This window comes from Actinobacillus arthritidis, assembly GCF_029774155.1.
In the GTDB taxonomy this organism is placed as follows: domain Bacteria; phylum Pseudomonadota; class Gammaproteobacteria; order Enterobacterales; family Pasteurellaceae; genus Actinobacillus; species Actinobacillus arthritidis.
Window position 1 is genome coordinate 586,830 of sequence record NZ_CP103833.1, and the last position, 23,437, is coordinate 610,266.

Here is a 23,437-nt window from a genome sequence, read left to right on the forward strand (position 1 = left end):
ATTGAGGAATTGGCAACTATGCTGATGTTGATTACCTACGACATTTCATTTGATGACCCAGAAGGGCAGGTTCGCCTACGCCGTATTGCTAAGCATTGTTTGGATTATGGTGTACGGGCTCAGTATTCTGTGTTTGAGTGTGATGTTACACCCGACCAGTGGGTCGCACTCAAAAATAAATTATTGGCAACTTACAACCCTGATTGTGATAGTTTGCGTTTTTACCATTTAGGCAGTAAATGGCGTAATAAGGTCGAACATCACGGTGCAAAACCTGCAGTGGATATTTTTAAAGATACGTTAATTTTATAGATCGCTAACCGGTAGTTCTCATGAAAATGCTAGGAGGTTAGCGAATCTACATTGTTCTTTAATAATCAAGGAATTAGAAAAAATAAGGTACAGTATATTGGCGATATGCTATACTTTTTCCCACTCTCTACAAAGCGTTAGCGAATAAAGGGCTAAAAAGCCTGATGTTTCAATGCGTTATCTTGTAGGGAGCGACCACCTACGCGTGGCTGTGAATTGAAACATTATTGAAAAGTTACGCTACGCGACTGATGCTAGCGACCACCTACGCGTGGCTGTGAATTGAAACGAATTGAGAAAAATGCAAGACTTTAACTACAACACGCGACCACCTACGCGTGGCTGTGAATTGAAACAAGAGTAGATGCTAGTGGTTTATCTCAAAAAGTTGCGACCACCTACGCGTGGCTGTGAATTGAAACTCGTTTACCGTCCGCAGGTTCGGCTGATAATCAGGCGACCACCTACGCGTGGCTGTGAATTGAAACACGATGAAGTCATCACTTGTTGTGATGAAGATATGCGACCACCTACGCGTGGCTGTGAATTGAAACAAGATCGTCCAATAAGGCTAGGCGACCTGTGATGGCGACCACCTACGCGTGGCTGTGAATTGAAACAAATTGAGAAAAATGCAAGACTTTAACTACAACAGCGACCACCTACGCGTGGCTGTGAATTGAAACAACTAAATATAATTAAATCCCCCACTCATTGAAGCGACCACCTACGCGTGGCTGTGAATTGAAACAATGATGACACACGAGAAGAAACAGGTGCGAACGCTGGCGACCACCTACGCGTGGCTGTGAATTGAAACACTCGTTGAAAGTCGTGCGGTCGCCCACATATTCGCGACCACCTACGCGTGGCTGTGAATTGAAACAACATTACCAATTTTGCCTAGAGATGAAAAAAAGCGACCACCTACGCGTGGCTGTGAATTGAAACCAGTATATCGAGCTTCAAGGAAAAGCGTTCTACAAGCGACCACCTACGCGTGGCTGTGAATTGAAACTTCTTAGTGCAACAAAAAAAGAACCGTGAATTTTTGGCGACCACCTACGCGTGGCTGTGAATTGAAACAAGTAAAACTTTTTGATTTGCCAAACGAGCTTCCGGCGACCACCTACGCGTGGCTGTGAATTGAAACATTGCAGGTCAAGCTACTGTTGTGTTAACCGGTGCGCGACCACCTACGCGTGGCTGTGAATTGAAACGCTAGCTACAAGGCAGTTGTAGATCTATTAGTAGAAGCGACCACCTACGCGTGGCTGTGAATTGAAACAACAACAGGGGGCGAAACAGCCCCTTAAATTAGGGGCGACCACCTACGCGTGGCTGTGAATTGAAACATCGTTATGAATTTGAGCGTGAAGTAAATTATTTGCGACCACCTACGCGTGGCTGTGAATTGAAACAAAAGAAACAGCGAAAATTAATGGTAAATATGATTTGCGACCACCTACGCGTGGCTGTGAATTGAAACAATTACGTCATACGGCAAGTGCATTAAGCCCTCTTGCGACCACCTACGCGTGGCTGTGAATTGAAACCACGCCTCGAATAACAAAGACCTCTTCGTCATACTTGCGACCACCTACGCGTGGCTGTGAATTGAAACAAGTAGCATTGTGGGTTACGGGCTATGAAACTTGGGGCGACCACCTACGCGTGGCTGTGAATTGAAACCTGAATAAGAGAGCGTCTCAATACTTTCCGTTGGCGACCACCTACGCGTGGCTGTTTTTTAATAATCAGTATTGCTGATTTTGTAATCGGTAACCTTTTGTCGCTAAAATTCTCCACTTATTTGATCTCGATTTTTGTTTTCTTAGTTCGTCAATGTTAAACTTTAGTGAATATTATTTAACGACTTAGAGAAAGAGAAAATGAGCGGTGCAGAATTATTAGTAAATGTCACACCGAGTGAAACTCGGGTGGCGTTAGTTGAGAATGGATTATTAAAAGAGCTTCATATTGAGCGTGAGGCGAAGCGAGGGATTGTCGGTAATATTTATAAAGGGCGTGTGACACGAGTGTTGCCGGGAATGCAGTCGGCATTTGTCGATATCGGTTTGGAAAAAGCGGCATTTTTGCACGCTTCCGATATTGTTTCGCACACGGAATGTGTCGATGAAAACGAGAAGAAACAGTTTGTTGTAAAAGATATTGCAGAACTGGTACGTGAAGGGCAGGATATTATCGTACAAGTAGTAAAAGATCCAATTAGTACCAAAGGTGCACGTTTAACCACCGATATTACTTTGCCTTCTCGCTATTTGGTATTTATGCCGGAAAATAGCCATGTGGGCGTTTCGCAACGTATCGAAAGTGAGGAAGAACGTAATCGCTTAAAGGCATTGGTTGAGCCTTACTGTGATGAACTCGGCGGCTTTATTGTACGCACGGCGGCGGAAGAAGTTTCGGAAGAAAGTTTGCAACAAGATACGATTTTCTTAAAACGTTTGTGGCGTAAAATTTTAGAACGCAAGGCAAAATATCCGGTTAAATCAATGTTATATGGCGAACTGGCTTTAGCACAGCGTGTTTTACGTGATTTTGTCGGCACGCATATCAGTTCGATTCGCATTGACTCGAAAATGACCTATGAACAGGTTAAAGAGTTTTTAGCCGAGTTTATGCCGGAATTGACTGAAAACGTGAGTTTATATAGCGGTAGCCAAACGTTATTTGATGCTTACGGTGTGGAAGAAGCGATTCAAAAAGCGTTGGATAAACGAGTGGATTTAAAATCGGGCGGTTATTTAATTATCGAACAGACAGAAGCGATGACCACGATTGATATTAATACCGGTGCGTTTGTCGGTCATCGTAATTTAGCGCATACGATTTTTAATACTAATATTGAAGCAACACAAGCGATTGCACATCAGTTACAACTGCGTAATTTAGGTGGCATTATCATTATTGATTTTATTGATATGCAAGAAGAAGAGCATCGTGAGCGTGTGTTGCAGTCATTACAAGAAGCGTTGAAAGGCGACCGAGTGAAGACCAATGTGAACGGCTTTACCCAACTTGGCTTAGTCGAAATGACCCGTAAACGTACTCGTGAAAGTTTAGAGCGAGTGCTTTGTCGCGATTGTCCAGCGTGTAAAGGGCGAGGCACAATTAAAACGGTTGAAACCGTGTGTTATGAAATTCTGCGTGAGATTGTGCGTGTTCATCACCTGTTTAAAACCGAAAAAGTGCGAGTCTATGCCTCAAAAGATGTGGCGGAATATTTAATTAACGAAGAAACACACGCTTCGATTGCTGAATTAGAAGCCTTTATCGGTAAAACCATCGAAATCAAATTAGAACCTTACTATCATCAAGATCAATTTGATGTTGTTGTTATGTAATGGGTAAGCGGTCGAATTCTACGAAAGTTTTGTCACTTTTTGCGAAAATCCGACCGCTTGCTTCCTACCCAAAATCTGCAAAATCGCTTATAATTACTTTTATTTCTCGAATTTATCAAGCAAAAGGTTAAAAAATGTCTGAAGTTGAACATCAAGAATTAGATCTTAACGGTGAAATGTTAGCTCGCCGTGAGAAATTAGCAAAATTACGTGAACAAGGAAATCCGTTCCCAAATACTTTCCGTCGTGATGCTTACGCAGAAAAATTACACGCACAATACGATGAAGTAGAAGGCGAAGCGCTAAAAGAACAAGATATTCAAGTAAAAGTTGCCGGCCGTATTATGCTTAAACGTGTAATGGGTAAAGCGTCTTTCTTTACCATTCAAGATGTAAGCGGTCAAATCCAGCTTTATGTTGCACGTGATAACCTTGCTGAAGGTGTGTATGCGGATAAAGTAAGCATGTGGGATTTAGGTGATATCGTTGGTGTTGCTGGTACGCTTTTCAAAACGAAAACAGGCGAATTAACCGTTCGTTGTTCAGAAGTGGAATTATTAACTAAATCACTTCGTCCGTTACCAAACAAAGTACAAGGTTTAACCGACCAAGAAACACGTTATCGTCAACGTTATTTAGATTTAATTTCTAACGAAGAATCTCGCCGTACATTTATGATTCGTTCAAAAGTGGTTTCAGGCATTCGTCAATTCTTCTTAGAGAAAGACTTTATTGAAGTTGAAACACCAATGTTACAAGTGATTCCGGGTGGTGCGGCAGAAAAACCGTTTATTACTCACCACAATGCGTTAGACGTGGATATGTATTTACGTATTGCGCCTGAGCTTTACTTAAAACGTTTAGTGGTTGGTGGTTTTGAGCGTGTATTCGAATTAAACCGTAACTTCCGTAACGAAGGTGTTTCAGTGCGTCATAACCCTGAATTCACCATGATCGAATACTATCAAGCGTATGCGGATTACCACGATTTAATGGATAACACCGAAGAATTATTACGTAAATTAGCGATTGATATTCTCGGCACAACGACAGTTCCTTACGGTGAGTACGTGTTCGATTTCGGTAAACCGTTTGAACGTATCACGATGCACGATGCAATCGTGAAATACGGTAACGGCATTACACGTGAAGATTTAGATAGCTTTGAAAAATCAGTGGAAATTGCGAAAGGTTTAGGCATTGAAATCCAAAAATCTTGGGGCTTAGGCTCAGTAGTAAATGCGATTTTTGAAGAAGTTGCGGAACATCAATTAATTCAACCAACTTTCTTAATGGCACATCCGGCAGAAATTTCACCGCTTGCACGCCGTAATGATGAGAACCCTGAAGTAACTGATCGTTTCGAATTATTTATCGGTGGTCGTGAAATCGGTAACGGTTTCTCAGAATTAAATGATGCGGAAGACCAAGCTGAACGCTTTGATGCTCAGGTTGCGCAAAAGATGCGGGCGATGATGAAGCAATGTTTAAAGACGAAGATTTCGTTGTTGCGTTAGAACACGGTTTACCACCGACAGCCGGCGAAGGTTTAGGCATCGACCGTTTAGCAATGATTTTTGCAAATGCACCGTCAATTCGTGATGTGATCTTATTCCCTGCAATGCGTCAGAAATAAGTTAAATTGAGACGAAGAAAGCACACTTTTGATCTGACCCCCAAAAGTTAGACGGTTTAATTTAAGGACTGAGTTCTGTATTGTACAGGGCTGAGTCCTTTTAATTTCACTTGAATACGTTCATTGTTGTAATAATGAATGTACGCATGAATCACTTTCTCAAGCTGTTCGAACGTCTCAAATCGCTTACCAAAGTAACATTCCGTTTTCAATCGTCCAAAGAAACTTTCCATTGCCCCATTATCCAAGCAATTCCCTTTTCTCGACATACTTTGTCTAATATGATGTTTTCTCAGCATTACTTGATAGCCTGCCATCTGATATTGCCAGCCTTGGTCGGAATGTAAAATCGGTTTAGCGTCCTGAGGCAGTTTTGCGACCGCTTGCTTTAGCATCCGCATCACTTGCTCAAAATTCGGACTTCTTGATAAATCATGGGCAATAATTTCACCATTAAACAAGTCCTTAAGCGATATTTCTTCTGCTTAATCACTGCATTTTTATCGATTTTAAGCGGTAAGTGATAAAAGAAAGTACTGCGTTTTAAGCCAGTCAAAGGGAGGAGAATTTCTAAGGGGAAATCCACTCGCAACGTTTTTACGATGGTCGCTTTTGCCACATTTTTTGTTTGTTATATTTGGTCATAAAAAATCTGCACCTTAATCTGTTGGTTGTTTAGTCCAACTTTTGGGGTGCAGATCACGAATGCCCTTTAATTTTTTAATTAGTTTTGTTTTGCCATTTCAAATTCAATTAACATCATTAAAATATGAATAACCTTAATATGAATTTCTTGAGTACGGTCTGCATAACGGAAGTGTGGTACACGAATTTCAACATCAGCTAATCCTGCCATTTGACCCCCGTCTTTGCCGGTCATTGCAATGACTTTCATCCCTTTTTCTTTAGCGACTTTAATGGCATTCAGTACATTTTTAGAATTACCGGAAGTTGATAAACCGAATAATACATCGCCTTTTTGTCCTACGGCTTCAAGATAACGTGAGAACACATATTCATAACCAAAATCGTTACTGACACAGCTCAAATGGCTAACATCTGAAATAGCAATTGCAGGATAGCCCGGGCGGTTTTCACGGTAACGTCCGGTTAATTCTTCAGCAAAGTGCATTGCATCACAATGTGAACCGCCGTTACCGCACGAAAGCACCTTTCCGCCTTGTTTAAAACTATTGGAAATCAGTAATGTTGCTTCTTGGATTAATTGGATATTTTTCTCGTCGGACATAAATTTATCTAATACATCGGCGACTTCTTGAAGTTCAGCCTTAATTTGTTCTAAGTACATACAAGATCCTTTAATTCATTGTAAAAATAACGTATTCCGACCGCTTACTGCTTGCGGAAGTTCGCCAAAGTTTAGGGGATTGTGAGCGTAAAGTAAACTATGAAAAGTGGAATTTTTATAGAATACTTGTAAACAAAAGTTTCCAAAATGATTTTTTCAGAGTATGATTAAATGACTATTTTTCTACACAAATTGAGGTAAAAATATGATGAAGTTACGGATTGAATGTTCAGACAAACTTACCGTTGCAGAGAAGTGCCTACACCTTTTGGCAATGCAAAAACAATCTATTCTTCAAATTGAATTTACCGAATTTGGTGTACATATCGAATTTTCTTCACTGACAGCAGAGCTACAGACGCAAATATTAGCTCAAATTAGACCGCTTGAAGGCGTATTACAGGCAGAATTTATGGAAGCTGAATATCATGGGTTTGAGAATATGATTGCACAAAGCCCAAAAATGCAGGCTGTCATTGAGCAAGCAAAGAAATTTGCAATGCTTAAAGCACCACTATTGATTCAAGGAGAAACCGGTACGGGGAAAGATGTATTTGCTAAGGCTTGTCATGAATTAAGCTCACGTAGAGCTCATAAATTTATTGCAGTAAATTGTGCCGGTTTGCCTGCCGATGAAGCGGAAACAGAGATGTTCGGTCATCGAGGCAATGGTAAAGAAAACATCGGTTTTTTTGAATATGCTAATGGCGGTACGGTCTTATTAGATTCTATTGCTGAATTATCACTTGAGATGCAGGCAAAATTATTACGTTTTTTAAATGACGGATGTTTTCGTCGTGTGGGTGAAGATCAAGAAATTCAAGTGGATGTCAGAGTGATTTGTACGTCGCAAAAACCATTAAATCTTTTAGTAGAAGAAGGTAAAGTTAGAGAAGATCTCTATCATCGACTTAATGTGTTAACGTTAGATTTACCGCCGTTGCGAGATCGCCAAGAGGATTTGCCGTTATTAGCGGATCACTTTATTGCTCAAATCAGCCAACAGCTTGGTATAAGTAAATTAGAGTATGATAATGATTTTGTTACAGCACTACAGAGCTATCGTTGGCCGGGTAATTTGCGAGAATTATATAATGCTATTTATCGTGCCTGTACGCTTTCACACAGTTATCGTCTAGCGGTAAAAGATCTCAATTTACCGCATCAGCAACATAAAGTTGATACATTACCAGTGTTAGATGAAGGGGCTACATTAGAAGAATTAGTTAATAATTTTGAGGTCGCATTATTACGTAAATTCTATGCAGAATTTCCAAGTACCCGAAAATTAGCTCAACGTTTAGGCATTTCTCATACCGCAGTTGCGAATAAATTACGTGCATACGGCATCGGTAAATAAGGATAACAATGTTTTCATTTATTCAGCAAGCGGTTAAATTTTCCCTATTTCTTGCAAGTTTCGGCATAAATATGACCGCTTATGCCGCACCTAGTATCCCCAAAGAACTACTAGATAACAGTTTAATTTACTGTACGAGTGTTTCCGGATTCAGTTTTAATCCGCAAAAAGCGGATGTGGGAACGAATATGAACGTGGTTACGGAGCAAATTTACGATAAATTATTTGAATTTGATGCAAAAACCAACTCGCTCAAGCCTGCATTAGTAGAAAAATATAGTGTTAGTAATGACGGTAAAACGATTACTTTGTATTTACGTCATAAAGTATCTTTTCATACAACCGCATGGTTTACGCCAACACGTCCGTTTAATGCGGAAGATGTTGTGTTTTCACTTAATCGTATGATTGGAAATGTCGAGGAATTACCCGCTTTAGATTTTAGCGAAGATGCAAATAAAGCACTTTTCCAGCAAAATCAATATTATGCTTATCAATTTAAAGCGAATTTAGCACATTATCCTTATTTCGAAAGTGTGGCATTAAAAAATAAAATTGAAAAAATTTCTGCATTAAATGATTATACCGTCCAAATCCATTTAGTTTCGCCAGACAGTTCTATTTTGGCTCATTTAGCCAGTCAATATGCGGTGATTTTATCGAAAGAATACGCCTTACAATTAAATGCGGATGAAAATTTAGCTCAGTTAGATTTATTGCCGATCGGAACCGGGGTATATCAATTAAACGATTATGTACAAAACGAATATGTTCGCTTAAAACCACATCCGAAATATTGGGGTAAAAAAGCACAAATTGAAAACGTTGTGGTGGATGTGTCCAGTAACGATACGGGGAGAATGGCAAAATATTTGAATCACGAATGTGATGTTGTTGCTTTTCCTGAGCCGAGCCAAAGAAGTATTATTCATCCGAGTGAAGTAATTGAAAGTTCAGGGGCTAATTTAGCTTTTCTCGCGTTCAATATGAATAAACCGCAGATGCAAGATCTTGCATTTCGTCATCGCATTGCTCGTGCGATTAACCGCCAACGGATTGCCAAAGCATTATTTTACGGTTCAGCAGATGTTGCAGACAATGTTTTACCGACTGTATTGTTTACACGACCGAATCTGCGTAGTTATCCTTATGAAATAGCGGTTGAAAATGGCAGACAAATTACAAAAACAGACCGTTTGAAGTTTTGGGTACTTGATGAAAAAAGGGTCTATAATTTACATCCGTTGAAAATGGCAGAGTTGATCCGTATCGATTTGGAAAAAATTGGCATTGAAGTGGATATTAGAACGGTCAGTCGGAATGATGTAGTACAAATGACGGAAAAAGGTCAAGCAGATTATGATTTGATTTTAACCGGTTGGTTGGCGAATAATCTTGACCCGAATGCATTTTTATCGCCAATCTTATCTTGCCGTTCCCGTTATGAAGTAACGAATTTAGCTAATTGGTGTAACCAAGAATTTGATCATTGGTTAGAATTAGCAAAATTAGCCGAACAACCTTATACAAAAATAATGATATATAAGTTGTTACAAAACTTATTGGAACAAGAATTGCCGATTTTACCATTAGTTAATGCTAATCGAGTGCTACTAGCTCATTCCAAAATTGAAAATGTCCAAGTTAGCCCGTTTGGTCAAGTTCGTTTATCAGAACTGAAATTAAAACATAAAGAGAAAAAATAATGTTATTCGCTTTTATTCGCAAATTATTGTTGATGGTCATTACACTATTTGCCTTAACATTGATTAGCTATAACATTTTGTTGCGTGATGCTTTAAATCGTTTTGTTGATTTAAAAGGCGTAGATGCCTATTTAAGTTATGTGCAAGGGCTTATGCAAGGGGATTTTGGTATTAGTTATACCAATGGTGAGCCGTTAGCTAATCAAATCTTGAACGTTTTTCCTGCAACGATTTCTTTATGTTTAGCCGCATTGTTACTTTCCCTGATTATCGGTTTGCCATTAGGTTTTATTTCGGCAACATTTCGAGAGAATATGTTGGGTAAAACATTAGCAATTCTTGGTTCATTCAGTTTAGCAATCCCTGTATTTTGGCTGGCAATTGTTGTTTTGTATTATGCTTCTGTAAGTGGTTGGGCCATTTCTGCCGTTGGAGAATTACATCCTATTTATGAAATTTCTTCAGTGACTGGCTTCCGTTTATTAGATATTTTTTTAGCAGATTCTCCATATAAATTAAAAATGATGCAGAGTGTATTACATCATTTAGTATTGCCAACGTTGATCCTTTCTGTACCGGCAACACTTGAAGTCATTCGATTTACTCGTCAACGGGCGGAATATGTTATGACACAAAATTACATTCGAGTTGCACAAACGAGAGGTTGGAGTCCTTATAAAATTTGGACGCGTCATATTTTACATAATACGTTACCTGCATTATTGCCTATGATTGCACGCAACCTTACCTTAATCTTTGCCTTTTCAATGTTGGTCGAAAATGTATTTAACTGGGGGGGAATCGGTTTGTGGCTGATTAATGCGTTATCTGTGCAGGACTATAACGCTATTTCTGCTGGTGTAGTAGCTATCGGTTTATTTGTTTTGCTCATTGATTTATTTGTCAGTTTAATCACAACATTGTTAGATCCGTATCAGAAAAAGGATTGGTATGTTAAGTAGAGAAGAACCGGAACAATTCAGAGAATCCGATTATGTTAAACAATTTTTCCGCCAGTTACGTCAAGATAAAGTAACGCTAGCTAGTTTATACCTATTTATACTTTTATTATTATTAGTGTTTTTAGGTGATGTTATTGCACCTTATCAAGCTGACACACAATTTATTGGCAAAGAGTTAATGCCTCCTTCTTGGGATGATAAAGGACAAATTGGTTTTTTCTTTGGTACGGATGACTTAGGACGAGATATTTTAAGTCGGATACTGTCTGGTTTTTATTATACGGTCGGTTCAGCTCTATGTATTAGTATAGCAATAGCTGTTATCGGAAGTATTATAGGTATCATAGCTGGCACGAGTCGAAAATCTTTTTCATTTTTAGGACATCTATTTGATACATTTTTATTTATCCCGATTTTAATTATTGCCATTATCATTGCGACTTTAATGGAAGCGAGTTTGATCAATGCCATGTTGGCGATATTTCTCGCAATGTTACCGCATTTTATTCATAAAATTTACCAAGCAACCCAACAGGAATTAAAACGAGAATATGTTGTGACATTAAGGTTAGATGGTGCATCACGCTGGGATCTCATTAAAGAAGTTGTTTTACCAAATCTTGCTCCTGTGGCGACCAAAGAATTGGCTCATATTTTTATTATTGCCGTATTGGATATTAATGCCTTAAGTTTTATTGAATTAGGTGCTAAAAGTCCAACCCCAGAATGGGGAACAATGATAAAAGATTCCGTTGAATTAATTTATATCGCTCCATGGACTGTGATTTTACCGGGAATGGCAACGATTTTTGTGATTCTGTTGAGCAGTATGTTAGGCAACGGTATTAGCCGAGTATTAGAAAAATATCGTTATTAAGATGGAATAAGTTATGGCTCTATTAGATATTCGCCATTTGAGTATTGAAATTGATACGCCGAATGGCAGAATTAAAATGGTAGATAATATTGATTTGACCCTCGATGAGGGGGAAATTTGTGGACTTGTCGGCGAATCCGGTTCAGGAAAGAGTTTGATTGCTAAAGTAATTTGCGGTTTGACTAAAGATGAATGGATTATTACCGCAGATCGTTTTCGTTTTAATGATATTGAATTACTTAAGTTATCGCCTGCTCAACGAAGAAAATTAGTCGGCGAACAAATCTCGATGATTTTCCAAAATCCGCTTTCTAGCCTAGATCCCAGTAAAACGATTGGTAAGCGACTTATGCAAACGATTAATTTTAAAGGGAAATGGTGGCAATGGTTCGGCTGGAAAAGGAAAAAAGCGATTGAGCTATTACATCGTGTAGGGATTCGTGATCATAAAACAATGATGCAAAGTTATCCTTTTGATATTACCGAAGGCGAAGCACAAAAAGTCATTATTGCTATGGCGGTTGCTAATCAACCTCGCTTACTGGTCGCAGATGAACCGACTTACACATTAGAAGCAACAACGCAATTACAGATTTATCGTTTGTTATCGAGTATGAATAAAAACTTGGGGACATCTATCTTATTAGTCGCAAATGATATTCGCAGTATTCATAAATGGGTGGATTCGTTTAATGTATTGTATTGTGGGCAAACGGTAGAAATTGCGAGTAAAGAAACCATTATGGAGGAGCCTTTCCATCCCTACACTTCGGTTTTATTAAATAGTATTCCCGATTTCTCACAGCCATTAGCCTTTAAAAGTCGTTTAAATACCTTAAAAGGATCGGTACCAATGTTACAAAATATGCCGATTGGTTGTCGTTTAGGGCCTCGTTGCCCATTTGCACAGAAAAAATGCGTACAAAAACCGCCTTTGCGTAAATTTAAACAGCACGAATTTGCTTGTCATTATCCGATTAACTTTAGAGAGAAAAACTTCCTTAAACGTGCCGATTTTGAACCGGTTGTAGTTACGGATAAATCGGAATAATTTGCTCAGGTGGTCATATTTTTTCGTTTTTTTGCAAATATCGGAGAAAATAGACCGCTAATTGATGATAGAGGGGGCAGAAAAGTGAAGCATAAAATCATAGATCTTCGAGAAGATCTTTTATTATATGTATTGCAACAATATGGCACGGAACCTGAATATTTATGGAAATCTTATCCGGATTATGCCATTTTAAGGCAGGTGGATAATCGCAAATGGTATGCAGTTTTGATGCAAGTACCATATGCGACACTAGGGCTTTCAGGAAATGGCAAAGTGAGTGTAATGAATGTGAAATGTTCTCCGGAAATGATTAGCTTGTTTCAACCACAAAAAGGCTTTTTACCCGCTTATCATATGAATAAAACCCATTGGATAACGATTTTGCTTGATGGGAGCGTAGATAAAGAAACCGTTGTATTCCTACTTAACCAAAGTTTTGATCTTACTGCCACTCGCTTACGTAAACAAAAATTAGGTTTAACAAGTCATACGGAATGGATTGTACCGGCAAATCCTAAATATTATGACGTAGAAAGTGAGTTGAAAGAAGGTAAGGAAATTCTGTGGAAGCAAAGCAATAATATTGCGGTTGGTGATATTGTTTATCTTTATGTTACAGAACCGACTGCGGAGATTCGTTATCAATGCGAAGCATTAGAAGTAAATATACCTTATCAAACAAAATACGCAGATTTACGTATAGATAAAGTGATGCGAATAAAATGTTTAAAAGAATTTGATAAAAAATTGCTTTCCCGAGAAAAACTTCGAGAGTTTGGTGTAACAGCCGTGAGAGGTCCCCGAAAAATGCCATTGGCATTGAGTGAAGAAGTTAAATTGATGCGTTAATATGTAGAAAAACCTAGCCGAGAAGCTAGGTTTTTTGTTATTAGATGTCAGTTCATTTACACAAAATCCTGCATCAAATCTTCCACCACGTCTTTGACAGAACGGATCGATTTAATATAAGTAATACCGTTACCTACCGAAATATAACCTTTCTCAAAATCGCCAAGTAACATACCTTGACGCATTCCGTAGCCACCTGTTTGCGCTTCGGCGAGTTCATCTCGCGTTGCACCGTCTTCATCCATTTTCACCAATTTATGTGCTAATTGAGTGGGTAGCGAGCGGTAATACGCTGGTTGGGTTCGGAATAATAATAAATCTTGAGCTGTGCTATCGACAACGAGTTGCTTAACGCTTTCATGCATACGATTTTCTTCGGTTACTAACAACACAGAACCGACAAATACGCCTTCTGCACCGAGTGCAAAACTTGCTCGTACGCCTCGTACATCAGCAATACCACCAGCCGCCATCACAGGAATACTTACCGCATCGACCATTTGAGGCACGATAGAGAAGGTTCCGATCACTTGACTTGGCACTGTACCACCTTCATCAAAACCAGTTGCTACCAAAATATCCGCCCCGATTTCTTCCGCATAGCGTGCGTTTTCTACTGTCGGCGTATGCGGACGGAAAATGGTTTTTGTGCCTGCCGCTTTAAATTTTTTCATCATCGGCTTGTAATCATAGCCATCAATACCGTTGATTAACGCCACCGGCACTTGTTCTTCAATTAATAAATCCACTAACAAATCAATGGTGCTGAAATCATACGACAAAATCACCGGTGCACCGAACGGCTTATCGGTTAATGCTTTGGTTTTACGGATTTCTTCACGGAAAGTGCGGAGCAAATCTTCCGTCGTTTTCGGTGCTTTCTGCAAGCCGGCATTCGGGCCTAAGATCCCTAAACCTCCGGCATTGCTTACAGCGGCAACAAATTTTGCGTCCGTCAGCCAGCTCATCGGGCCTTGCACAAGGGGAAATTTAATACCTAAGATGTCAGTAATACGGTTACAAGCGGTCATTTTTTTATCCTTTTTTGCAAATTGAATAGTAACTATTATATTTTTTCAAATTTGGTTTTGAAGATGTTAAACTAAGAATAAGATTTTCAAAAATGAGAAGATAAAATGGATTTAAACAATCTAAGACTGTTTGTGGCCGTTTATCAAGCAGAGAGTTTTTCTAAAGCGGCGGAACAACTTGCAATACCGGTTGCGACGGTTAGTCGCCGTATTGCAGAATTTGAAAAATCGCTTTCCACCCAACTTTTCGACCGCTACAAAACTGGGGTGAAACCGACCGCACTTGGTTTGCAATTGTATGAAAAGGTTTATTTGAGCTTAGACAATTTAACGCAAGCAACACAAGATTTTATTGGTGAACAGCAGGAGTTGAGCGGTTATCTGCGTATTTCCACCGTTTCCGCCTGTGAGCCGATTTGGGCGGCAATTGCTGAATTTCAGGCGGAATATCCGCAGGTGAAAGTGCATTGTCAGGCGACCGATCGCGTATTGGATTTGGTGGAAGACGGCATTGATATCGCGTTTCGAATGGGGGATTTACATACGGAAAACGTAATTGCTCGCAAAATGATGGATTTAAACGCTGTGCTGGCGGCTCATCCTGATTTTCTTGCTCGACACGGCACGCCGAAAACACCGCAAGATTTGACCGCACTACCATTTGCTTGCTGGGCAAGAACAGGGCAGAAAAGCGTAACATTACAACTGGGCGAACAAGCGGTCAAAATTGAACCGATTTTTACCTCTAATGACGTGTATGCCATCGCCCACCAAGCCAAAAATGCGCATGCCATCTGCCAATTACCGGACTATATGGCTCAAGAACTCACCGAGAAATTCGGCTTAGTCGAACTGATGTCCGACTATCCGACACCAATTTATCCTATCCATGCTATCTATCCAGCCCACCGCCACCCCTCAGCAATCATGAAAACCTTTTTGGGGTTTTGTGAGAAGTTTTTAACAGAAAGAGAGAAATGCTGTAAAGATTAACTATTTCACGTTTACGGGAAACAGATAACAGAAGGATTGTTCCAGAATCCATAGGAAGAGGGGAGAGATATTCTCCTTTCTATATGTACTTGCTCTTTCAAAAGCAAATGGCAAACGTAAATTTCTGATTTATCTGGTGCATTAGATTTTTAATATTTTCAATTTTTCCTTTGAAAAAGTGTGATCAAGTAACATTTTTTCATTGGAAAAAATGTGTTTTTATTGCGAATTTTCCTTTGAAAAAATGTTGAATTGTCCTTAGAATAGTTTCCAAAGAATAGAAAATGAGCAAATTATGCAAAGAAAAATAATTCAATCCTTAGAAAAATGGAAACAGAAACCTAACCGCAAGCCTTTAATTATTCAAGGGGCAAGACAAGTGGGTAAAACGTGGGCGATGAAGCGTTTTGGTAAGCAATCTTTTGAAAAGGTGGCGTACATTAACTTCGATAATAATCCACGAATGAAAACGCTATTTTCGGGAGATTATGATATTAACCGCTTGATTCTTGGTTTAAAAATTGAAAGTGGTGTAGATATTCAAGCTGAAAATACACTGATTATTTTTGATGAAGTACAAGAAGTACCACAGGCACTCTCTTCGCTCAAATATTTTTATGAAAATGCACCGCAATTTTATATTGTAGCGGCAGGATCATTACTTGGTGTGTCATTGCATCATCAGATTTCTTTTCCTGTGGGCAAAGTGGATTTTCTACCGCTTTACCCGATGGATTTTCACGAGTTTTTGATCGCACTTGGCAAGCAAGATTTAGTGCAGTTACTGGAACTCAAAGATTGGTCGCTTATTTCTGCGATGAAAACAAGTTATATTGATTTGCTACGCCAATATTATTTTGTGGGTGGAATGCCTGAAGCCGTGAAAGTCTTTGTAGAAACACAAAACTTTGATGAAGTCCGCCAAGTGCAACGTAATTTATTGATGGCGTACGAACAGGATTTTTCTAAGCATATTCGAGATGGACAGACAGTACAAAAAGTGCGGTCAATTTGGGCTTCAATTCCTGAACAACTTGCCAAAGAAAACAAAAAGTTCATCTACTCACACCTGCAAAAAGGGGCGAGAAGTAAAGATTACGAAATCGCATTGCAATGGCTGAAAGACAGCGGTTTAGCGCATTCCGTGCCACGTGTGAAAAAGCCTCATTTACCACTTTCTGCCTATCAAGACGGCGCATTTAAACTTTATGCATTGGATGTGGGATTGCTTGCCGCTCAAAGCCATTTAGATGTTAGCGTTCTGCTTGAAGGTAGCCGTATTTTTACCGAATTTAAAGGCGCTTTAACCGAGCAATATGTGCTACAACAGCTTATTGCTACCCAAGAAAATCCTGTGTTCTACTGGGCAACCGAAAAAGGCACAGCGGAAGTAGATTTTGTCTTACAACGCAAACAAGCCGTGATTCCGATTGAAGTGAAAGCGGAAGAAAATCTCAAAGCTAAAAGTTTAAAAGTATATGTGGAACAGTTCCAACCTGAACAAGCAGTTAGGTTTTCAATAGCGGATTTTAGGGAACAGGATTGGCTGGTGAATGTGCCGTTGTATGGGGTTACTATTCGATTTAAATAGAAAAATACCATCTGAAATTTAGATTTCAGACGGCATTGTTTTATCTTGGATTTTTATGTTTAATCAAAATTCTAAAATAGGGTGTCTTACCATTAATAGATAAATCCTTACCATCATCACCTTTTCTAAATTTAATAATCTCAAATTGCTCAGGATTAAATTTATGTAAAAAAGTAATAGGAACTCCTATTGCACCCTCATAATCTATCGGAATATCTTTGGTTTTATTAACATTTATTCCATTGTAATTGTCATATCTAGGATAATATGATTCATTTCCAATATACGTTTTCGTAAGCGGTATATCTTCATGGCGTTTTTCATTATCTAAATTCGTTAACCAAAGACAATTGTTAGGAGACACTATTCTATTACCCAAGTGATCAATTTTTGTTTCGGTACCATATAATGCATAATGTTCAGGAACTAAAAAACCTGAAATCCCACGCCCCAAATTAATACCTAACCAAGCACTATTATTTTGAATTAAATCGAAAATTTCTTTATAAGTAATAGCATTTATATTACCAATAATAAGGAATTGTTTATTATATTTTACTAATTGAGCAACAAATTCTCTAAATAATGAAAATGGTGGGTTTGTTACCACAATATCTGATTGTTTAAGTAATTCAATGCTTTCTGTACTTCTAAAATCACCATCTCCTTTGAAAAAATGAACATCATCTAAAGTTGGAGTTAATGATTCTTTACCTGTATATTCATAATAAAAAGCTTGCTTATTTTTTTCATCATCTATAAAAAGGTCATTACTTACTGGTTTATAACATGCTGTTATTACTTTTTTTATTCCTAATGTTTCAAAATTAGTTGCAAAATAAGTATAAAATTGACTAAGGGTTACATCATCACAATTACAGAAAATTGTTTTTCCTTTAAAGTGCTTAGTGTAATGTTGTAATTCTCTTTCAATATCAGATAGTTGAGTATAAAACTCGTCATTCTTATTTAATTTTGCTTTTCTTAATAAAGAATGTTGTACTTCTCTAGCCATAATTTAATTATTTTTAGTAAGTTGATTAAATAAATCGCTACCCAATACTTTTAATGATGTACGAGCAGTATCAAGCATGACTGAAAACATATTATCTATATCCCAATGTTGGCCATTGCCCTGTGTATAAATAGAAGTCGCTTGTAACATTATTGTTTTATCATTATGTTTAATAAATCTATTCTGACACAGATTGGTGTTGATCGGCATTCCATAATTAGCGGCAGTTAGCCTATCTAATCTATTTAGCATTCCTGAATTATATTCTAGAACAACTATTCTGCCATCTGGTCTTGTTATTGAAAGTGTTTCAGTTAGAAAATTAGACCCTTCTAAGAATAAAACATAAGGAAAATGTGATTCTCGCAACATAAAATTAGCAATTTCCGCAATGTTTTTATGAGAACGCTCAATAGCATTACCTGTCGCCATTAAATCCTGATCACTATTTTTTCCAACTAATTTTCCTTGCTTAATGTTTTCAATATCCTTACCTTGATGCTTGGCTTCGGAAACTAAGATTACTCTCCATTCACCATTATCATCTAATACTTCAATAATACCGCCATCAGGCTTAATGCTAGAATTTGAAACGAAGAGTGTTTGTCCTAATTCGCTATCAAGCTTTTTCAAAGACTGATTAATTTCTTCTTTACTAACACTGGTACGATAACGAAAAGATAGCTTTGGAAACTCTGTCTTAAGATAAACTTGAACCTGTTTGGAAACATTAGAAACAACATTATCGTGAGATTTAGCTTCCTCTCCAAAAATACCAATAACACCTTTAGCATCTTTATGCTTGCGATGTTAAACGAGTTGATTGATTTTTCTTTGCCATTAGCAATTCCTACCTTATATTTACATATATCATTACTTATTATAACAGATTTATCTACGATCATTACTTTAATGAAGCAATTAAAAACGCCGTCTGAAACTTTCCAGACAGCATACTTTCTTAAAACCTCACCAAAATCTTCCCAATTTGCTGATTGCTAAGCCGCCAAATATAAATTTTTTCGCTTATGCGAGTTTTTCTTGGAATAGTTAGGCTAATATAACTGATATAAACTTTATAAGATAAAAGGAAGATTTATGGTTACCCATACCGTTATTATTAGTGATCGAGCAAAAGACAATATCACGGTTTATACAAAAGAACCTGTGTTTTTAGCGATTGCGGATCGTGAAGATTTAAAAGCATTAAAACATTTAGAAGAAGCGAATAGAGCAGGAATTTATATTTTATTAGGTGAGAATCAGCGTTATGTTGGGCAGGCGAGCGGAAAAATTTATGATCGCCTAATTACGCATAATGACAATAAAGAGTGGTGGAGTAAGATTATTTTCTTTGGGCGTGAAGATGGGCATTTAGATAAATCACAAACTGATTATCTTGAGAAGAAATTAATTGAGGCTTTTCAGAAAACCGATTTAACGTTAGATAATGCTACTTCGGGTAATACGTCTTTTATTGAAAAAACAAGTAAGATCAAGGCAGATAATGTTTGGAATATCGCTCAAGAAATCTTAGATGAAGTTGCGCATATTAATATATTTGAAAGCTATGCGACAGAGGAAGAAGAAAACCAAATTGCTCAGATCTATATTGAACTGGATAAACATAAAATCTCAGGCAAAAGTTACCGAGACAATCAGAAAAATTTCTTTTTATTTTTATTGAAACAGCCTAAATATCGTTCTTTAGTGGAAGATTTTTGTTTAAATGGAAAGCCAACAGCTTCCTATTGTATTGGAAGCGAACCGAGTCTTAGACCAAATGGGATGAAATATACTACTCAGCTTGAAGAGGATATTTATCTTTATTCACATTTATCTACCAAAGAACGCCGACGAGCGATTCAAAATTTTACAGACGCAACAGGTTTAAAAGTGGTGTTTCATTGGGATTAAAAAAAGTCTGAGGAATATCCTCAGACTTTTTTATGGCTTCGTAAACATTTTTCGGCAAATGTCTGTGAGTAAATCAAATACTTTTAGCACGCGTGCTGGGGTTATGGTTTGATAAGGGCGATAGAGATAGAGTCGCCAGTGGTCAATGGAAATATCAGGGAAAAGCTGGACTAATTGACCATTTGCCAGATAAGGCTTTGCCATAAAATCGCTAATCAGTCCAGCACATTGCCCCATTAAAATAGCTTGTAAGGCACTGTAATTGTCTACGGAATAAAAGGCAATATTGCGAGGTACAAGCGTAATTTTTTCGTTGAGCGGTAAATTCCACGAACGCCCCGTACTAGCGTTGATAGGTTGGTAAATCGGGAAATGGCGTTGAAAATCGTCAAAATCTTTAGGGGTCCCATACTTGGCGAGTAATTCGGGAGAGCAGACTAACATATCGCCCACTGTTGCAATTTTACGTACGATAAAATTAGGATCAGGCTCTAATCCAATACGTAGACCAATATCAATACGGTCTTCAATCATATCCAGCTTACCCATATCTTCTCGCCAATCAATAATAATGCCGGGGTAGGGTAAAAGTGCGGTCAATAACTCACGAATTATGACATCGTTTTCCCGCCACGCAGGCACAGTGATTCGCACAATTCCTTGCATTTCATCCGCTTGTTCTTTGCCCATTTTCAATAAGGCTTCGCTATCGGTAAGTAGTCGCTGTGCTTTAGGGAGAAATTTTTCGCCAAAGCTGGTTAGCTTGACATTACGCGTGCTACGTTTAAATAGCGGTTCTCCCAATTCAGCTTCCAGTTCATTGATAACACGGGTCACGACCGATGGGGAAATATTCAAGCGATTGGCGGTTTCTCTGAAATTTAAGGTTTCAGCGACAAGGCAAAAATGTTTGAGTTTAGTGAGCATATTGTTCTCTTTTTAAGAATATTTTGTTCTTATTTTATTGATATTTTTCTCACAATTCCAGCTCTATAATATGCTCATCAAAACGAAACGTATATTTAAAAGGAAACACAATGAAATTCAAACTCAAAACCTTAACTTCAGCATTGGTTTTAGGTACATCATTCTTAGGAGCATCAGCAATGGCAAGCATTACCCCAAAACGCAACGGCAGTTGAAGTACCTGCACAACACATTCAATTAACCCAAGAATGGGATAAAACTTTCCCGAAATCAGACAAAGTAGAACATCGCAAAGTGACCTTCAAAAACCGTTACGGCATTACCTTGGTCGGTGATTTATATGTGCCAAAAGGTGCAACAGGCAAATTAGCGGCGATTGCGGTAAGCGGTCCGTTTGGAGCTGTGAAAGAGCAATCATCGGGCTTATACGCACAACATATGGCGGAACGTGGTTTTGTCACACTGGCGTTTGACGGTTCATATACAGGCGAAAGCTCAGGTTTGCCACGCAACACCGCTTCGCCTGAAATTAACACTGACGACTTTATTTCTGCCGTAGATTTTTTAGGCTCGTTAGATAATGTGGATCGTGAAAAAATCGGGATTTTAGGTATTTGCGGTTGGGGTGGTTTTGCTTTGAATGCGCTGTGAGCGACCCTCGCATTAAAGCGGTTGCCGTCAGTACAATGTATGATATGACACGAGTGATGGCAGAAGGTTATGCAATCAAGATGGATCCTGCGCCGAAAGGACAATATGAACGTGTGCCAGCGATGACAACGGAAGTACGTTATAAAATGAAACAAGATTTAGCCAATGCACGTTGGGAAGTCGCTGTCAATGGTTATGCGTTAAATGGCAAAGCAGAAGACCACCTAATACCGCAAGATAAAATCACTGCTGAAACGCCGAGATTTGTGCGTGAATATTCAAACTATTATAAAACGCCACGTGGCTTCCACCCACGCAGTGTAAACTCAACCGCAGGTTGGAACACTGCGATGGCGACATCATTTGTCAATATGCCGATTTTACAACGTGCAAATGAGCTAAAAGCCCCTGCTTTAGTGGTTCATGGTGAAATCGCTCACTCACGTTACTTTGGTGAAGATGCGTTTAAATCCTTGGGTAGCAAAGATAAAGAATTAGTCATCGTGCCAAACGCAACCCACACCGATTTATACGACGATGTGGCGAACAAAATCCCCTACGATAAATTTGAAGCGTTTTTTAAAGCGAACTTGAAATAATCTTAAAAAAGGACAGGAGATGGAAGTTTCCTGTCTTTTGTCTTCAATAAACGAGAGAAAACGGATGCAAAACAATAAATTCCTGATTGCCATTCTTGCCTTAGGGGTTTTTGGTATTTTAAATACGGAAATGGGGATCGTCGGCATTATTCCGATTATTGCCGAACATTTCCAAATCAGTGTGCCGGATGCGGGTTGGCTGGTCAGCCTGTTTGCCCTTGTGGTCGCCTTTTCCGCTCCTGTTACACCGATATTGTTTTCTAAAATGAACCGTAAAAGTGTGATGGTTTTAGCCTTGTGTGTGTTTGTGGTAAGCAATGTGATTGCCGCTGTTTCCGACAGCTATAGCGTACAACTGATTGCCCGTGCCGTACCTGCCTTTTTCCACCCAGTGTATGTGACTATCGCTTTCACGGCGGCATTGTCAGTGCCGAAAGAGGAGTCCCCGAAAGCTGTGGCAAAAGTCTTTGTGGGGGTATCGGCTGGTATGGTGCTTGGCGTGCCGATCACGAGTTTTATTGCCGATAATCTGAATTATCAGGTCGCGATGATTTTCTTTGGTGTCGTTAATTTAATTGTGCTACTGGCAACTATTAAATTTGTGCCATCTATGCCTGTACGTGAAACGCTCAGTTATGGCGAACAGCTTAGCGTCTTAAGAAAGCCTGTTTTGTGGTTTTCCATTGGTGCAGGGATTTTAATGAATGCGGTTTTGTTCGGTTTTTACAGTTATCTTTCCGATTATCTGCAATCTGTTACGCAAATTTCATTTAAAATCATCAGTTTGTTACTCTTTGTTTATGGTATGGCAAATATTATCGGCAACGTGTTGGCAGGTAAATTCTTGGCAAAATCGCCATTCACGACCTTGCAAACTATGCCGCTCATTCTGTTGGCTTTATACAGTTTATTGTTTGCGACCGGAGAAACGCTTTGGGCAGTAACGGGCATTTTGTTATTGCTCGGTATTTCGGTTGGACTCGCCAACAACGGTATTCAATATATGGTCAGCACTGCCGCCCCCGAGGCACCTGAATTTGCCAATGGTTTATTTTTGACCGTCGCTAATCTCGGCACAACACTCGGCACCTTTGTGTGTGGCTTATTTATTTCAGGCTGGGGGCCGAGAGCTTCCGTATTGGGGGCAATATTATTCGTTATATTAGGCTTTATAGGTATTCTCTTTCGTAACCGAGTGTATCGGAACACTGCTAAAATTACCGTATTGTAATCATCACAAGCGGCTAAATTTTTCTTGCTTTTTGCAAAAGTAGGATAAA

At 38.8% G+C, this 23,437-nt stretch carries 17 protein-coding genes, 3 pseudogenes and 1 CRISPR repeat array; of the genes and pseudogenes, 14 read left to right on the top strand and 6 right to left on the bottom strand.

Annotated elements, in window-relative coordinates; genetic code table 11:
- The first annotated feature begins 18 nt into the window (after positions 1–18).
- The 3 genes and pseudogenes from cas2 (at position 19) to lysS (ending at position 5,316) form a co-directional block, all read left to right on the top strand.
- On the top strand, positions 19–312 hold the full coding sequence (cas2, locus tag NYR89_RS02895; protein WP_279446260.1) for a CRISPR-associated endonuclease Cas2: 294 nt from the start codon (positions 19–21) through the stop codon (positions 310–312).
- A 191-nt stretch (positions 313–503) separates the two neighbouring features.
- Positions 504–2,069: direct repeats of the CRISPR family, unit length 32 nt; unit sequence GCGACCACCTACGCGTGGCTGTGAATTGAAAC.
- Positions 2,070–2,204: 135 nt separating this feature from the next.
- Positions 2,205–3,680, top strand: a complete 1,476-nt coding sequence (gene rng / locus NYR89_RS02900) for a ribonuclease G (protein WP_279446261.1) — start codon at positions 2,205–2,207, stop codon at positions 3,678–3,680.
- A gap of 134 nt (positions 3,681–3,814) precedes the next feature.
- Positions 3,815–5,316, top strand: a pseudogene (lysS, locus tag NYR89_RS02905) (lysine--tRNA ligase).
- A 56-nt stretch (positions 5,317–5,372) separates the two neighbouring features.
- On the opposite strand, the pseudogene NYR89_RS02910 reads toward lysS, so the two are convergent.
- Together NYR89_RS02910 and lpcA are read right to left on the bottom strand one after the other, a co-directional pair.
- Positions 5,373–5,944, bottom strand: a pseudogene (locus NYR89_RS02910) (IS3 family transposase); the annotation flags it as partial.
- Between the two features lie 96 nt (positions 5,945–6,040).
- The gene (gene lpcA, locus NYR89_RS02915) at positions 6,041–6,625 is read right to left on the bottom strand and encodes a D-sedoheptulose 7-phosphate isomerase (protein WP_279446262.1); all 585 of its coding nucleotides are present in this window, start codon (positions 6,623–6,625) and stop codon (positions 6,041–6,043) included.
- A gap of 208 nt (positions 6,626–6,833) precedes the next feature.
- Here lpcA and NYR89_RS02920 point away from each other — a divergent pair, with 208 nt between their 5' ends.
- From NYR89_RS02920 to NYR89_RS02945, 6 genes are all read left to right on the top strand, one after another.
- A complete protein-coding gene (locus NYR89_RS02920) occupies positions 6,834–7,985 on the top strand; it encodes a sigma 54-interacting transcriptional regulator (RefSeq protein WP_279446628.1) in 1,152 nt (383 codons plus the stop codon).
- Between the two features lie 8 nt (positions 7,986–7,993).
- A complete protein-coding gene (locus NYR89_RS02925) occupies positions 7,994–9,691 on the top strand; it encodes an ABC transporter substrate-binding protein (RefSeq protein WP_279446263.1) in 1,698 nt (565 codons plus the stop codon).
- A complete protein-coding gene (locus NYR89_RS02930; protein WP_279446264.1) occupies positions 9,691–10,653 on the top strand; it encodes an ABC transporter permease in 963 nt (320 codons plus the stop codon). The genes NYR89_RS02925 and NYR89_RS02930 overlap by 1 nt, the downstream gene beginning before the upstream one ends.
- A complete protein-coding gene (locus NYR89_RS02935; RefSeq protein ID WP_279446265.1) occupies positions 10,643–11,530 on the top strand; it encodes an ABC transporter permease subunit in 888 nt (295 codons plus the stop codon). Before NYR89_RS02930 ends, NYR89_RS02935 begins: the two co-directional genes overlap by 11 nt.
- Before the next feature lie 13 nt (positions 11,531–11,543).
- Positions 11,544–12,581, top strand: a complete 1,038-nt coding sequence (locus NYR89_RS02940) for a peptide ABC transporter ATP-binding protein (RefSeq protein ID WP_279446266.1) — start codon at positions 11,544–11,546, stop codon at positions 12,579–12,581.
- 84 nt (positions 12,582–12,665) lie between these two features.
- Positions 12,666–13,433 (top strand): MmcQ/YjbR family DNA-binding protein, encoded by a 768-nt coding sequence (locus NYR89_RS02945; protein WP_279446268.1) that lies wholly within the window; start codon positions 12,666–12,668, stop codon positions 13,431–13,433.
- Between the two features lie 56 nt (positions 13,434–13,489).
- Here the strand turns inward: NYR89_RS02945 and NYR89_RS02950 are convergent, their stop codons facing one another.
- Positions 13,490–14,464, bottom strand: a complete 975-nt coding sequence (locus NYR89_RS02950) for an NAD(P)H-dependent flavin oxidoreductase (RefSeq protein WP_279446269.1) — start codon at positions 14,462–14,464, stop codon at positions 13,490–13,492.
- A 105-nt stretch (positions 14,465–14,569) separates the two neighbouring features.
- On the opposite strand from NYR89_RS02950, the gene NYR89_RS02955 reads away from it, so the two are divergent.
- Complete coding sequence (locus tag NYR89_RS02955) at positions 14,570–15,457, top strand: LysR family transcriptional regulator (protein ID WP_279446270.1); 888 nt, start codon at positions 14,570–14,572, stop codon at positions 15,455–15,457.
- 295 nt (positions 15,458–15,752) lie between these two features.
- Positions 15,753–17,048: an ATP-binding protein gene (locus NYR89_RS02960; RefSeq protein ID WP_279446271.1), complete on the top strand. Its 1,296-nt coding sequence runs from the start codon at positions 15,753–15,755 to the stop codon at positions 17,046–17,048.
- Between the two features lie 40 nt (positions 17,049–17,088).
- Here NYR89_RS02960 and NYR89_RS02965 read toward each other — a convergent pair whose 3' ends face one another.
- Positions 17,089–18,063 carry an adenine-specific methyltransferase EcoRI family protein gene (locus NYR89_RS02965; RefSeq protein WP_279446272.1) on the bottom strand — a complete coding sequence of 325 codons (975 nt, stop codon included), beginning with the start codon at positions 18,061–18,063 and terminating at the stop codon, positions 17,089–17,091.
- Between the two features lie 3 nt (positions 18,064–18,066).
- On the bottom strand, positions 18,067–18,843 hold the full coding sequence (locus tag NYR89_RS02970; protein ID WP_341536367.1) for an EcoRI family type II restriction endonuclease: 777 nt from the start codon (positions 18,841–18,843) through the stop codon (positions 18,067–18,069).
- Positions 18,844–19,161: 318 nt separating this feature from the next.
- Here NYR89_RS02970 and NYR89_RS02975 point away from each other — a divergent pair, with 318 nt between their 5' ends.
- Positions 19,162–19,980: a GIY-YIG nuclease family protein gene (locus NYR89_RS02975; RefSeq protein ID WP_279446273.1), complete on the top strand. Its 819-nt coding sequence runs from the start codon at positions 19,162–19,164 to the stop codon at positions 19,978–19,980.
- A 30-nt stretch (positions 19,981–20,010) separates the two neighbouring features.
- Here the strand turns inward: NYR89_RS02975 and NYR89_RS02980 are convergent, their stop codons facing one another.
- On the bottom strand, positions 20,011–20,907 hold the full coding sequence (locus NYR89_RS02980) for a LysR family transcriptional regulator (protein WP_279446274.1): 897 nt from the start codon (positions 20,905–20,907) through the stop codon (positions 20,011–20,013).
- A gap of 110 nt (positions 20,908–21,017) precedes the next feature.
- On the opposite strand from NYR89_RS02980, the pseudogene NYR89_RS02985 reads away from it, so the two are divergent.
- Positions 21,018–22,157: pseudogene (locus tag NYR89_RS02985) on the top strand (alpha/beta hydrolase).
- 64 nt (positions 22,158–22,221) lie between these two features.
- Positions 22,222–23,388 (top strand): MFS transporter, encoded by a 1,167-nt coding sequence (locus tag NYR89_RS02990; RefSeq protein WP_279446275.1) that lies wholly within the window; start codon positions 22,222–22,224, stop codon positions 23,386–23,388.
- Positions 23,389–23,437: the final 49 nt, after the last annotated feature.